Genomic DNA, 12,620 nt, shown 5'->3' with positions numbered 1-12,620 from the left:
AAGTCACTTCTATGAGAATACAACATGACCGCTACTTGCTTTCTCCTTTTGTTTTAAGCCTTGCATGTGGCAGGAAAAGGCCCTGACCGTTTCTATGCATAGCCAGATGCTCTTGCCCACCTAAAAAGAAAGCGGTTTTTATGTTGGTTTTTCAATTGGTATTTATATAGAAGTTATATTACTCTCCTGCGTCCGCTTTCCCAAGCTCATAAGCTTCACTCATAACCTTCATTAATAATTCCAATACAGGCTGTGCTTTTGCCATATCCAATGCAATACCGTTATCATCTAAAATTGCCTTTGCTTCCGGCAAATGTTTCATTGCGATTTGTAAAAACTGCATGTTTTTTTCGTTCATATTTTCTCATCCTTTCAACATCAAAGCTTTCTTCTCTAGTTTACCATGTGTTGCTGTCCTCATATAACTCCTTATATTGTTTTATATGAGAAATTTGACGTTGTAATCCGTCTTTTAATGCCATCTGATTTATAACAATCTTCTCTGTTTCCTCACCGTTTTGGCACTCTTTATAATGTATTTGAACTTCACCTGTTTCCTGTAATAGTTCAATGCCCTTTTGCCACTGATTTTCTTCCCCGCTGCAAAGAGAGTATATTTTGATCCCCGTCCTTTTTCGACCAAATTCATATAAACATCTAGCAACATCTTCAACATACAATAGGTCATATGCACATTCTTCTACGGGAACAGAAATAGTCTGTTGCTTTATTTGCGAAAGAATTAAATGCTGGTATGTCATAAACAACGGTTGCCACGGTCCATATACTGTCGGGACACGTAGTATGCAATAATCTGCACCACCCTTTTTTACTTCTCTCTCAATTTTTGAAAAAAGCATACTATTTTCATCATTGCTGCAAGCCTGATTCGATTCTATAGAAGATAAAACGATTAATTTTATTTCTTTTCTTCTGCAAAAACTCTCAAATCGCTTTACATATTGCAATATAGTACGTTCGTTTCGAAAATGCTTTTGCTGATTTGGCTCACATAAGCAAAAATACGCAGCATTAATATCCGCTTCCTCCAACATTGCCCATCCTTCATCACCCCGCAACGAAAAATACGTAAATAATGCATTACGGCCAATTAAACATAATTTTTCTTCATTCATCTTGGACATACTGTTCATATTATCAAAATCAAATGCATATACTTCAACTTCTTCTTCAAGAAACTTTTGCACAAGATGATAGCCTATAAATGTTAACGCCCCAACAACAATTACTCGTTTCATTTTCTCTCCCTCCTCAAATGCACGAAAAGCTCCTTATGTATAGGAGCTTTATAAATCTTCATACCACTTAAAAAACTGACACGCATTTTGTGCTACTTTATATTTTATATCTTGTAGATGAAAGGATAATAAAGTTGGGCAATTCTCTTGCAAACGTTTCTTTTCATATTCCCTAAGCAACTGTTTTCGTTCTTTTTTTTCTTGAATAGAGACAAATATTTTTACCGGAACAGATGATGCTAAATACGGAAATGCTTTCTTTTCAATTTTCTGTTCTAGATCTGATTCTGTCGCATCATATGCTTGCATCAATTCACGAATTAACCGCTTATAAAAAAATTTGTGCTCTTTTTCAAGTTCAACATGTGCCGGTAAGTGAATACATGGATTAAACATGAGAACAGATCGAACACACTCTGGATATTGTTTCATCATTTGCAGGGCAACAAGCGCTCCCATTCCTTCTGCTATTATATGAATCTTTTCGTTCAAAATCTCCTTCTTCATGACAACATGATACAATCGCTTCGCCAAACGAACTGCCTGTTCATTCCCCCAATGTCTCCCAAATAAATTAGAAGAAAAAATCGTATAACCTTCCTTTCGCAATTCATTTAACAAGTGTAACCGACCTGCATGCTGAAGCCATAAACTTGTACCATTCTCAATAAAATAATTGTAATCACCTAGCAGTAATATACCGAATCCATTCGGCTTTTCCGGCAAGTGAATCACACATGGCTCTTGTTCTAAAAAGAAAAAACGTTCCGTAATACTCATACCTCTCCCGCCTTATATCACAACATCAAACTTACTCTTTTATAATGTATGATGCTAATGGCAATTTGCTTTGCAAAAACATCAAATATTTTTTTATATTCTTTTTAGAGTTATGTTACAATAAAAATAAATTGAACGAATAGAGGTGTGAAAAGATGCGTGTAATTTGGGCCTTTATCTGGTCGTTCCTGCTTGTGCAAATGATGAGCTACGTACTAAGCTCTATGACGCCAGGCGTTACATACGATTTCCAACAAGCGTCTATTTTTTCTGTAATTCTTACTGTACTTATAGTCGCACTGGGAGCATTAATCCCAAACGAGCCTGCACAGCAGCATTAATAAAAAAGAGTCCGGTAATCAGCCGGACTCTTTTTTAATCAACTTCTACAATTAACTCGTTATTTAATACATCAATTAATACATGACTATGATCTGTAATTGTACCTGCAATGAGTTCACGCGCTAACTTCGTTTCAATTTGACGCTGTACGTAGCGCTTTAACGGACGTGCACCGTACATTGGATCGAATCCCGATTCTACAACAAACTCTTTTGCTGCATTTGTTAATTCAACCGTAATATGACGGTCTGCTAAACGGCTTTGCAGCTCTTTCACAATTTTATCGACAATACCTTTTATCTCATTTGTTGTGAGTGGTTTAAATAAAATAATTTCGTCCACGCGATTTAAAAATTCCGGACGGAAATGACCGCGAAGTTGTTTCATCACAAGATCTCTTGCTTCATCTTGAATAGAACCATCTTCTCCTAATCCTTCTAGTAAATATTGTGATCCGATATTGGACGTCATAATAATTACTGTATTTTTAAAATCAACTGTACGTCCTTGCGAGTCTGTAATACGCCCATCATCTAACATTTGCAGTAAAATATTAAACACTTCTGGGTGCGCTTTTTCAATTTCATCTAATAAAATAACCGAATATGGTTTACGGCGCACAGCTTCTGTTAATTGTCCGCCCTCTTCATACCCGACATATCCAGGAGGCGCTCCGATTAAACGTGATACTGCATGTTTTTCCATATACTCCGACATATCGATTCGAATGATTTGTTCTTCGCTATCAAATAATGACTGTGCCAGTGTTTTCGCAAGTTCTGTTTTCCCAACACCTGTAGGTCCTAAGAAAATGAATGAACCAATCGGACGATTTGGATCTTTAATACCAGCACGGGCACGTAACACCGCGTCTGCCACAAGACCGACCGCTTCTTCTTGTCCGATAACACGCTCTGATAAAATTTGCTCTAAACGAAGCAGTTTTTCACGTTCTCCTTCTACGAGCTTTGCAACCGGAATACCAGTCCAACGCGATACGATATTTGCAATTTCTTCTTCACTTACTTCTTCACGAAGAAGACGGTTATCTTCCTGCTTATTGGCATTTGCTTCTTCCGCTGCTTTTAGCTCTTTTTCTAGAGCTGGAATTTTGCCGTGACGAAGCTCTGCCGCCTTATTTAAATCGTAATTCCCTTCCGCTTCTTCTAACTCACGGCGCAAACGCTCCAGACTTTCACGTAAATCCCGTACTTTATGAATTTCTTCCTTCTCTTTTTGCCACTGCGCTCTCATTCCACTCGCTTTTTCTTGTAAATCGGATAACTCACGCTGCAATGTTTGCAGACGCTCCTGACTTCCGCGGTCCGTTTCTTTACTAAGCGCAGCTTCTTCAATTTCTAACTGCATAATACGACGTGTTATTTCGTCCAGTTCTGTTGGTAATGAGTCAATTTCTGTACGAATCGTTGCACATGCTTCATCAACTAAATCAATCGCTTTATCCGGCAAAAAGCGATCGGAAATATAACGATCTGATAACATCGCTGCAGCTACAAGAGCACGATCATGAATATTAACACTGTGATAAATTTCAAAACGTTCTTTTAAACCGCGCAAAATGGAAATCGTATCTTCAACCGTTGGTTCTTCTGCTAATACTTGCTGGAAACGACGTTCTAATGCCGGATCTTTCTCAATATATTTCCGATATTCATCAAGTGTCGTCGCTCCGATGCAATGCAGCTCCCCGCGCGCTAACATTGGTTTTAACATATTCCCGGCATCCATTGCTCCCTCTGTTTTCCCGGCCCCCACAATGGTATGAAGCTCGTCGATAAATAATAAAATCTTCCCTTCACTTTTTTTAATTTCATTTAAGACTGCCTGCAAACGTTCTTCAAATTCACCGCGGAATTTTGCACCAGCAACAAGCGCACTCATATCAAGCGCAAAAATAGTTTTATCCTTTAATCCTTCCGGTACATCTTTACGGACAATACGCTGTGCCAATCCCTCAACAATTGCTGTTTTCCCAACCCCAGGTTCACCAATTAATACAGGATTATTTTTCGTTTTACGCGATAAAATGCGAATAACGCGCCGAATTTCACTATCACGTCCAATAACCGGATCAATTTTCCCTTGCCGTACTTCTGCTACTAAATCACGGCCATATTTTTGCAAAGCTTCATATGTTACTTCTGGATTTTGACTTGTCACTCTTTGATTCCCCCGAACTTCTGTTAATGCTTGTAATAACGCTTCTTTCGTAATACGAAGCGATGTAAACAACTGACGTATATCATTCGTTTTCTTTTCATCACAAAACGCAAGGAGAATATGTTCCACTGAAATATAATCATCTTGCAGATGCTTCGCTTCTTCTTCAGCTCTTACAAGCAGTTGCTGAAGTGCACTGGTAACATATACTTTCCCCGCTTCAACGCCGCCCCCTGTAACAGAAGGCTTTCGCTTTAACAAGCGCTCTGCCTCTTGCATAAGCTGATCTATATTTACATCCATCTTTTGAAAAATATGGATTGCTAATCCATCTTGCTGTTGAAGAAGCGCAACTAAAAGATGTACAGTATCAATTTCTTGATGATGATGCTTAGTAGCAATTGATTGTGCACTCATAATCGCTTCTTGAGTTTTTGTCGTCATTCGATTTAAGTCCATTACAGCCACAGCTCCTTTACACTTTGACTTTTTTTGACCTTTGATTTGATTATACGACAAATTACCTATTGTATTCAATGAAGATGACTTTATAACAAGCTTATTTTTTAAATCCATTTCGCCATAATAAATCCCGCAGCTTATAACTGCGGGATTTATTATGGTCTTCTTTTATATGTCCATTGTCTGTTTTGATTTGTAACTCCTGGAAATTTATCTCCAGCAGAGAGCTTTACCATTTTTGGATCCTTAACCATACTTCCTGTTTCACCAATTTCAACATATATGCCGTCGTTTGGTGCTTTTTGACCTGCTCGGAATCGATGACTTTGTCCCATATCCATTCTCCTTCCATTCCATCATTACATCTTTAGTATGTCCCATTTTAGAAAACCTTTTCTGTTATGTTTAGGAAACCATGCTCATATAATGAAATTACACATTTTAGCAGGAGATACATCAGTATATGTAGAAACAAAAAAAACTGGCCATAACGACCAGTATCAAAGGAGAGTCAAACAACTTATTACGAGAAGATTACACTCTCATTATAAACACGATAATCTGTTCATTGTAACCCTTTTCACAAATTGTACAAAATGAAAGAAACATTATTCGAACTTTCAGAAAACAACTTGACTTTTCCATTTACCAGTGACAAATAGTGGACAGCACAAGAATATAGGAATTAAGATGAATATAATACACAAAACTTTTTATAAAAGGTGAGAGACGCATGAAAAAACAACATTTAATTGCATTAGATTTAGATGGTACTTTACTTACAGATCAAAAAATGATTTCAGCGCGTACAAAACAAACTATTGCAAGAGCAAAAGAACAAGGTCATATCGTTGTTATTTCAACCGGTCGTCCATTTCGTGCGAGTCATGCATATTATAAAGAACTTGGATTAAATACACCAATCGTCAATTTCAACGGTGCATACGTCCATCACCCCCTTGATAGGAATTGGGGAACACATCACTCTCCGCTTGAACTTGCTACTGCGCAAGAAATCGTTCGCGCATGTACGGATTTTGGGGTAGAAAATATTTATGCGGAAGTGATTGATGATGTATATGTAAAACAAATTGATGCAGATAAAAAACATATTTTCGAATTTGGTTCCCCTAAAATTTTCACAGGTGATTTACTCGACATTTTACAAGAACACCCAACTTGCTTATTAATCGATGCACACGAGTCAAAATCAAATTCTATCCGCCAGCATTTAACGGATATGCATGCAGAGGTAATCGATCACCGAAAATGGGGCGCTCCTTGGCCGATTATTGAAATTGTAAAAAGCGGGTTAAATAAAGCAATTGGCTTACAAAAAATTTCAAGTTACTACAATATCCCAAAAGAACATATCATCGCATTTGGTGATGAAGATAACGATTTTGAAATGATTGAATTTGCCGGGCACGGAATTGCAATGGGTAACGCTATTCCAGAATTAAAATCATTAGCAAATCACGTGACATTATCAAACGAAGAAGACGGAATTGCTCTTTATTTAGAGGAGGTTCTTGGATTGTAAGGCGAAAATTCCCTGCTTATAGTATGACGCCAAGCGCACATACTATAGGAGACACAGTAAATGTGTCAATGTTTTTCTGCTAAAAGGGGGAATTACGAATGGGCAAAAAGAATAAGTCAAAACGTTTCGTACAACAAGGGGCAGATTCTGTTATGCAGCATGATGCAAGATTCCCATACCGTGGTACACTAGCTGAAGCAGAAAAAGAAAGAAATAACTCTTCTCTTGGAGGGTTCTAATGGGTAACTTACTATTCCAACAAGCACGAGATGCTGTTGCACAAGCTGTATCTTGTTCAAACCATAGCGAACAACAAGCACTTGTTGATAAAGCGAAAAATGCTTTACTGTCCGCTTATACCAATTCTTCTACTGCCGAAAGAGTACAATTACGCGAAATGCAAGATGAACTTCAAAGCATTTCAGCAACGGAGTAAAGTGAAACTTCCATAAGTGGGGGGCTTTTCATCCCCACTTATGGAAAGCTCTCACCAATCGGGCTTTTATGGGCAGCTATCCCCCACCTATCTTCTTCGCTTTTCTCTGAATCTTTAGGTAGGGGGCTTACTGCCCGCGAATAGCGGGATAAAACTTAACCGAGCAACTCTGACTAGATGAACGAATAAAAGAGGACCACATACGGTCCTCTTTTATTACTCTTTACGGAACAATCCAAACACCCCAACCGTTTGTATAATGTTTGTAAATGCACCTGGATCTACTTTTTTTATAACCCTTTCTAACTCATACAACTCGTAGCGAGTAATAACAATCATTAACATTTCTTTATTTTCATTCGTAAACGCACCTATCGCTGGAACAGTCGTAATCCCTCGAACCAATCGTTCATGAATTGCCTTTCGCACTTCCGCTCCATTTTTCGTTACAATAAATGCAGTAATTTTCACATGGCGCGTATGTATTGCATCAATAATACGTGAAGATACATATAATGTCACTAACGTATAAAGCGCCTTTTCCCAACCATATAAATAGCCGGCCGCTATAATAATGATGGCATTAAAAAAGAAAAAATACGTTCCAACTGGCTTATCTTTTACTCTGGATAAAATCATCGCAATAATATCTAAACCACCAGTTGAAGCTCCCCACTTCAAAGCAATCCCTACCCCTAACGCGGAAATGATTCCTCCAAAAATGGCATTTAAAATAATATCATGAGAGATCGCTTTTACTGGCACTATTTCTAAAAATAGCGTCATAAATACAACGCTTAAAAAACTAAATACAGTAAATGACTTCCCTACTTTTTTCCAAGCCAAAATAACAACCGGAATATTAAATAAAGCAAAAAGAAATCCTGTCGAAATATGAATTGACATAAAATCTGCTAACACTTGCGAGAGTAATTGTGACAATCCAGCGAAACCGCTGGCATACACTTTCGCTGGTGTTAAAAATAAGTTCATTCCAATTGCATTCAGCAAACCAGCAACGATAACAACAACTAACTTTTTCACAAGTTCACCATAGTTCAGTTTTAAGTCCATATCCCCTAGCCCACCTTTATATGAATTGCATTGTATACATAGTCTTAACGAAAACGGAAATGATAAACGTACAACTGTTATGAAGGGAGTTGAATCCTATGCCTCACACAAGCGACAACGACAAAAAAGCGCGTGATAACAACGCCAAACGCACACAAAAAAATGAAGAACAGCAAAAAAATATACAGCAAGGAAAACTTGCTTACTCCAAAAAGACTGATCATCTATAAAGTGAAACTTCCATCAGTGGGGGTTTTTTTCATCCCCCACTGATGGTTAGTTGAACCAATCGGGCTTTTACGGGCAGTTGTCCCCCACCTATCTTCCTCGTTTCTCTTTGAATCTTAAGGTGGGGGGCTTACTGCCCGTTAATGCGGGATAAAGTGAAACTTCCATCAGTAGGCAATTTTCTAACTGACAGTTAGCAGAACTAATTTAGTTCTTATAATTCAGTCTTAAACCCTCTGTTTCATTTAGATAATTCCTCCTCGTACATCAACATTTTCGTTGATGTACTTTTTTATGCAAAAAACCATCTCAAATTCACATCATGTTCACTTCCTTTTTCTACAATAGTAATAACGATTTTTTGATGAGGTGTTTACATGAAACGAAGACAATTATTTATCGCTGCAGCGACGCTCGGCACATTAATGTTATCTGCATGCGAACCGAAAGATAGTTCTGATCCAATTGCAACTTCAACTGCTGGTACGGTAACAAAAGGAGAATTTGATCAAGCATTAAAAGAACGTTTCGGAAAAGATATGCTCTATGAAATGATGGCACAAGATATTATGATTAAAAAATACAAAGTATCCGATGAAGAAGTTGATAAAGAATTTAACAAAGTGAAAGATCAAGCAGGGGATAATTTCAAAACATTTCTTGAAAGTAATCGGATGAAAGACGAAGAAGACTTAAAAAAACAAATTCGTTCTAGCTTAGCCATCGACAAAGCAGTCAAGCAAACTGTAACAGAAAAAGATATAAAAGCACGGTATAAACCAGACATTAGAGCTAGCCAGATTTTAGTAAATGATGAAGAAACGGCCAATGATATAAAAAGACAACTAAACAGCGGAGCATCATTTGAGGAATTAGCAAAAAAATATTCCGAAGATACGGTTTCAAAAAACAACGGCGGAGATTTAGGTTACTTTGGCCCTGGAAAAATGGTACCCGAATTTGAAGAAGCTGCTTATAAATTAAATGTCGGTGAAATAAGTGAACCTGTAAAATCACCAAAGGGCTATCATATTATTAAATTAACAGATAAAAAAGAATTACAGCCATACGATGAAGTAAAAGATTCCATTCGTAAAACGATTGAAAATGAACGTATACAAGATAATACGTGGCGCCAAAAAGTATTATCAGACGAATTAAAGAAAGCAAATATTAAAGTAAAAGATAGTGACTTAAAAGATACATTTACACATGCTCTACAATCATAAAAACAGCCGAACAAATTAGATTTGTTCGGCTGTTTCGTCATTATTTCTTAAAATATGTCCAACCTTCTTCTTGATAAACCTTTTCTTCTTTCATCAATTTACCAAGAGCACGTTTGAAAGCTGCTTTGCTCATGTTAAAGCGCTCTTGAATATCTTCTGGATGACTCTTATCCCAAAATGGCATTGCACCGCCGCGACTTTCCATATACTCATAAATAACCGCTGCATCATCTTCCATTCCTTCTTGTTTACGAGGAAGAAGTGAAATGTTGATTGTTCCATCTTCTTTTACATCAACAATACGGCCTGTTACGCGCTCTCCGATACGTACTTGCTCTTTACGCTCAGAATGGTGCAAGAATGCACGAAAATGTTCATCCGTTAATACAAACGATCCTACTTGCAAAGAACGGTACACACGACCGTTTACATTTTTATTGCGCATAGATGGCGTTGCATCAACGATGATTTCTTGCATATCTGAATCCCTTGCCGGAAGAGCAATAAGACGACCACGATTCGTTAATTTTAATGTGCAGTATAATTCATCGCCCTCTTCCGGCCAAACCGGCGTATAAATCGGAAACTCATCAGCTGGAATTAATATATCTTTTGAAACACCAATATCAACAAACACACCTAGACCAGGCTTTACTTCCACAACTTTAACCCAGTTCCAATCATTTGTTGTAATAGCCGGCGTCTTCATTGTTGCAGCAATTCGTTCTTGGTGATCAAGATATAAAAACACATCAATTGTGTCGCCTTCTTCAATCTCTCCAGCTACTTCATTTTTATGTAAAAACACTTCATCTTCTTCGTAACCGACCATATACCCAATCTCTGTTTCGCGTAAAACTGTTACTTGTTCAATCGCTCCTGGTTGTAGCTTCATATTTTTAATTCCCTTCTCTATATAAAATTTATCTTATTCTAACGGGTGGTATCCTTATTGTTTCTTAATGTAAAAACAGCTCATAAAACTAAATTAACATAACTGACTATCAATGGGGATACCCCCACTGATGGAAGTTTCACTTTATTTTTTTATCATTCCAAACAAAGTTTCATTATACACGTTTTTTCCTTTATTTGTCCAACTCGCCAAAATTAACTATAATAAGAGTTGGAATTTAATTTGGAGGTGCTTACTATGGCAAAAGATAGTTCTTTTGATATCGTTTCAAAAGTAGAATTTCCAGAAGTAACAAACGCTATTAACATCGCGTTAAAAGAAATTCAAAATCGTTATGACTTTAAAGGAAGCAAAAGTGATATTAAATTAGAAAAAGAGGAAATCGTTTTAACTTCTGATGATGAGTATAAACTTGATCAAGTAAAAGACGTTCTTATTTCAAAATTAATTAAGCGTGAAGTTCCTATTAAAAACTTAGATTACGGAAAAGTCGAAAGTGCTTCTGGCGGTACAGTTCGTCAACGTGCAAAGTTACAACAAGGCATTGACAAAGAAAACGCTAAAAAAATCAATAACATTATTAAAGACTTAAAATTAAAAGTAAAAACGCAAGTACAAGACGATCAAGTTCGCGTAACAGGTAAAAGCCGAGATGACTTACAAGCAGTTATCGCAGCTGTGCGCGGTGCTGATTTATCAATCGATGTACAATTTATAAACTATCGTTAATTGTACATGAAAAAAATCCTCTAATTAAGAGGATTTTTTTCGTTTCTTCACTAATACAATAAAAATCATGAACAACAAATAAACGCAAACTAGTGCCAAAATAAACGACCAGTTCCACCCCGTTTTTTCTGCAAGCGCATATACGTTAGCCGTTTCTCTTTTCATCACAAGATAATATTCCCCGTTTTCTTCTCGTACCATATCATCTTCTAATAACCCGCGCAGCTCACGATTTTCTCCAACTTCACTTGCAGCAAGTGTTACCTTTTGCGTTTCTGTTGTATTATTAATAGCAATAAACGTTGTTTCATCTTTATACATGCGTTTTATAATACTCATGCCATCTTTATCATACAATAGTTCAAACGTTCCGTACCGAAGAGATGGTAATGTTTTTCGAAGTTCTCCTAATCTCTCTATATACTGCACAAACTTCTCATCCGTTTTAAAATCCATTAAACGACGATTATCCGGTGCCTCCCCTCCATCTAGCGCAATTTCAGTACCGTAGTATATAAACGGAACACCCGGTGATGTATATAAATAGGCAAGTGCTAATTTCAAACGGGTCGGTGGATAATATTTATTTTCTTTTGCGATTCTAACAAAACGCTCCGTTTGACTATTATCTACAAACGTCCCTTCCATACGATCGCCGTCCATTTTCGTCACATCATACAATGGCTTTACAGAAATATTCGGCTTTGCAAATACCTCCGTAATACGCTGCTGATAAGCCTGATTAAATCCTCCTTCACTTTGCATATCCTCTATTACAAAGAAATTTTGTTTCACACTCTGCACAGCTGCAATCACTTCATTCAAAAATGACCTCGTGACATTCTCATTATGTATCAAATGGTAACCGTCTATATCTGTTTCCTTAACCCATTGTTTAGCACCTTCAATAGTGCCCGTTTCATCTTCATTATCCACTACAAATTCAAGCATAACTTTCATCTCTCGCTTGTGTGCTTCTTGGACAAGTTGCTGCATGTCCTTCATCGTTCCAAAATGTTCATTCATTTTTGTTAAATCAGTAGGATGATAACCATCATAACTACTACTTTCAGTAGGCGGTGACAACAAAATAGAAGTAAAGCCCATCTCTTTTATATAATCAAGTCGTTTTATAATCCCTTGTATATCTCCCCCTTGATATGCTTCTAAATTATTCGTATCAATCCCTTTATCATTTTTAGAATCACCATTATTAAAACGATCGATCATAATAGAATACACAATTTCATCTTGCCACTGACTCGTTTCCTTCGCTGACACATGAATCGGTAATTGAAATAAAAATAATAGACACATGAAACATAGAAAATACTTTCCAAAATCCCTCTTCACATTGCTTCCTCCAAATTATTTTTCTAATTATAGGAAAAGTATAACAATTTATCCTTATCTCGTATACTCATGCATTTCGATTACACAA

15 protein-coding genes are annotated in these 12,620 nt (G+C 37.0%); 7 read left to right on the top strand and 8 right to left on the bottom strand.

Going from position 1 to position 12,620, the window contains the following annotated elements; genetic code table 11:
• Positions 1-178 precede the first annotated feature (178 nt).
• The 3 genes from NKR74_RS05740 to NKR74_RS05730 are packed head-to-tail and all read right to left on the bottom strand — an operon-like array spanning position 179 to position 2,039.
• Positions 179-358: a ComZ family protein gene (locus tag NKR74_RS05740; RefSeq protein WP_098306163.1), complete on the bottom strand. Its 180-nt coding sequence runs from the start codon at positions 356-358 to the stop codon at positions 179-181.
• Positions 359-398: 40 nt separating this feature from the next.
• Positions 399-1,259 carry an NAD-dependent epimerase/dehydratase family protein gene (locus NKR74_RS05735; protein WP_253628929.1) on the bottom strand — a complete coding sequence of 287 codons (861 nt, stop codon included), beginning with the start codon at positions 1,257-1,259 and terminating at the stop codon, positions 399-401.
• Between the two features lie 48 nt (positions 1,260-1,307).
• On the bottom strand, positions 1,308-2,039 hold the full coding sequence (locus NKR74_RS05730) for an alpha/beta fold hydrolase (RefSeq protein WP_253628928.1): 732 nt from the start codon (positions 2,037-2,039) through the stop codon (positions 1,308-1,310).
• A gap of 155 nt (positions 2,040-2,194) precedes the next feature.
• On the opposite strand from NKR74_RS05730, the gene NKR74_RS05725 reads away from it, so the two are divergent.
• Entirely contained in the window at positions 2,195-2,380 is a 186-nt protein-coding gene (locus tag NKR74_RS05725) for a YjzD family protein (RefSeq protein ID WP_098306157.1), read from the top strand.
• A gap of 34 nt (positions 2,381-2,414) precedes the next feature.
• On the opposite strand, the gene clpB is transcribed toward NKR74_RS05725, so the two are convergent.
• Together clpB and NKR74_RS05715 are read right to left on the bottom strand one after the other, a co-directional pair.
• Positions 2,415-5,021 carry an ATP-dependent chaperone ClpB gene (clpB, locus tag NKR74_RS05720; RefSeq protein ID WP_253628927.1) on the bottom strand — a complete coding sequence of 869 codons (2,607 nt, stop codon included), beginning with the start codon at positions 5,019-5,021 and terminating at the stop codon, positions 2,415-2,417.
• 158 nt (positions 5,022-5,179) lie between these two features.
• Positions 5,180-5,359: a YjzC family protein gene (locus NKR74_RS05715; protein WP_035437288.1), complete on the bottom strand. Its 180-nt coding sequence runs from the start codon at positions 5,357-5,359 to the stop codon at positions 5,180-5,182.
• A gap of 398 nt (positions 5,360-5,757) precedes the next feature.
• On the opposite strand from NKR74_RS05715, the gene NKR74_RS05710 reads away from it, so the two are divergent.
• From NKR74_RS05710 to NKR74_RS05700, 3 genes are all read left to right on the top strand, one after another.
• Complete coding sequence (locus NKR74_RS05710; protein ID WP_253628926.1) at positions 5,758-6,567, top strand: Cof-type HAD-IIB family hydrolase; 810 nt, start codon at positions 5,758-5,760, stop codon at positions 6,565-6,567.
• Positions 6,568-6,665: 98 nt separating this feature from the next.
• Positions 6,666-6,806 (top strand): hypothetical protein, encoded by a 141-nt coding sequence (locus tag NKR74_RS05705; RefSeq protein ID WP_020059838.1) that lies wholly within the window; start codon positions 6,666-6,668, stop codon positions 6,804-6,806.
• A complete protein-coding gene (locus tag NKR74_RS05700) occupies positions 6,806-7,003 on the top strand; it encodes a DUF3813 domain-containing protein (RefSeq protein WP_230575000.1) in 198 nt (65 codons plus the stop codon). The genes NKR74_RS05705 and NKR74_RS05700 overlap by 1 nt, the downstream gene beginning before the upstream one ends.
• 216 nt (positions 7,004-7,219) lie before the next feature.
• Here the strand turns inward: NKR74_RS05700 and NKR74_RS05695 are convergent, their stop codons facing one another.
• Positions 7,220-8,077, bottom strand: a complete 858-nt coding sequence (locus NKR74_RS05695) for a YitT family protein (RefSeq protein ID WP_253628925.1) — start codon at positions 8,075-8,077, stop codon at positions 7,220-7,222.
• A 98-nt stretch (positions 8,078-8,175) separates the two neighbouring features.
• On the opposite strand from NKR74_RS05695, the gene NKR74_RS05690 reads away from it, so the two are divergent.
• The gene (locus NKR74_RS05690; RefSeq protein ID WP_098306147.1) at positions 8,176-8,307 is read left to right on the top strand and encodes a DUF3941 domain-containing protein; all 132 of its coding nucleotides are present in this window, start codon (positions 8,176-8,178) and stop codon (positions 8,305-8,307) included.
• Positions 8,308-8,682: 375 nt separating this feature from the next.
• Positions 8,683-9,534 carry a peptidylprolyl isomerase PrsA gene (prsA, locus tag NKR74_RS05685; RefSeq protein WP_253628924.1) on the top strand — a complete coding sequence of 284 codons (852 nt, stop codon included), beginning with the start codon at positions 8,683-8,685 and terminating at the stop codon, positions 9,532-9,534.
• Positions 9,535-9,574: 40 nt separating this feature from the next.
• Here prsA and NKR74_RS05680 read toward each other — a convergent pair whose 3' ends face one another.
• Positions 9,575-10,429 carry a CvfB family protein gene (locus NKR74_RS05680; protein WP_098306144.1) on the bottom strand — a complete coding sequence of 285 codons (855 nt, stop codon included), beginning with the start codon at positions 10,427-10,429 and terminating at the stop codon, positions 9,575-9,577.
• Between the two features lie 258 nt (positions 10,430-10,687).
• Here NKR74_RS05680 and NKR74_RS05675 point away from each other — a divergent pair, with 258 nt between their 5' ends.
• On the top strand, positions 10,688-11,179 hold the full coding sequence (locus NKR74_RS05675; RefSeq protein ID WP_090915756.1) for a YajQ family cyclic di-GMP-binding protein: 492 nt from the start codon (positions 10,688-10,690) through the stop codon (positions 11,177-11,179).
• Between the two features lie 24 nt (positions 11,180-11,203).
• On the opposite strand, the gene NKR74_RS05670 is transcribed toward NKR74_RS05675, so the two are convergent.
• The gene (locus NKR74_RS05670; protein WP_253631088.1) at positions 11,204-12,496 is read right to left on the bottom strand and encodes an alpha-amylase family glycosyl hydrolase; all 1,293 of its coding nucleotides are present in this window, start codon (positions 12,494-12,496) and stop codon (positions 11,204-11,206) included.
• Positions 12,497-12,620 lie beyond the last annotated feature (124 nt).

Origin of the sequence: Bacillus sp. 3103sda1, assembly GCF_024159135.1 — a bacterium.
Taxonomy (GTDB): domain Bacteria; phylum Bacillota; class Bacilli; order Bacillales; family Bacillaceae_G; genus Bacillus_A; species Bacillus_A rhizoplanae.
Note: the sequence above shows the minus strand (reverse complement) of the source record. Positions and strands in the feature narration are given on the sequence as shown.

Excerpts from the sequence above, each read along its gene's own strand:
- NKR74_RS05715 (WP_035437288.1), bottom strand. The coding sequence starts at position 5,359 with ATGGGACAAAGTCATCGATTCCGAGCAGGTCAAAAAGCACCAAACGAC.
- NKR74_RS05700 (WP_230575000.1), top strand. The coding sequence starts at position 6,806 with ATGGGTAACTTACTATTCCAACAAGCACGAGATGCTGTTGCACAAGCT.
- NKR74_RS05740 (WP_098306163.1), bottom strand. The coding sequence starts at position 358 with ATGAACGAAAAAAACATGCAGTTTTTACAAATCGCAATGAAACATTTG.
- NKR74_RS05730 (WP_253628928.1), bottom strand. The coding sequence starts at position 2,039 with ATGAGTATTACGGAACGTTTTTTCTTTTTAGAACAAGAGCCATGTGTG.
- NKR74_RS05705 (WP_020059838.1), top strand. The coding sequence starts at position 6,666 with ATGGGCAAAAAGAATAAGTCAAAACGTTTCGTACAACAAGGGGCAGAT.
- clpB (WP_253628927.1), bottom strand. The coding sequence starts at position 5,021 with ATGGACTTAAATCGAATGACGACAAAAACTCAAGAAGCGATTATGAGT.
- prsA (WP_253628924.1), top strand. The coding sequence starts at position 8,683 with ATGAAACGAAGACAATTATTTATCGCTGCAGCGACGCTCGGCACATTA.
- NKR74_RS05670 (WP_253631088.1), bottom strand. The coding sequence starts at position 12,496 with ATGTGTCTATTATTTTTATTTCAATTACCGATTCATGTGTCAGCGAAG.
- NKR74_RS05695 (WP_253628925.1), bottom strand. The coding sequence starts at position 8,077 with ATGGACTTAAAACTGAACTATGGTGAACTTGTGAAAAAGTTAGTTGTT.
- NKR74_RS05710 (WP_253628926.1), top strand. The coding sequence starts at position 5,758 with ATGAAAAAACAACATTTAATTGCATTAGATTTAGATGGTACTTTACTT.
- NKR74_RS05680 (WP_098306144.1), bottom strand. The coding sequence starts at position 10,429 with ATGAAGCTACAACCAGGAGCGATTGAACAAGTAACAGTTTTACGCGAA.
- NKR74_RS05735 (WP_253628929.1), bottom strand. The coding sequence starts at position 1,259 with ATGAAACGAGTAATTGTTGTTGGGGCGTTAACATTTATAGGCTATCAT.
- NKR74_RS05675 (WP_090915756.1), top strand. The coding sequence starts at position 10,688 with ATGGCAAAAGATAGTTCTTTTGATATCGTTTCAAAAGTAGAATTTCCA.
- NKR74_RS05725 (WP_098306157.1), top strand. The coding sequence starts at position 2,195 with ATGCGTGTAATTTGGGCCTTTATCTGGTCGTTCCTGCTTGTGCAAATG.
- NKR74_RS05690 (WP_098306147.1), top strand. The coding sequence starts at position 8,176 with ATGCCTCACACAAGCGACAACGACAAAAAAGCGCGTGATAACAACGCC.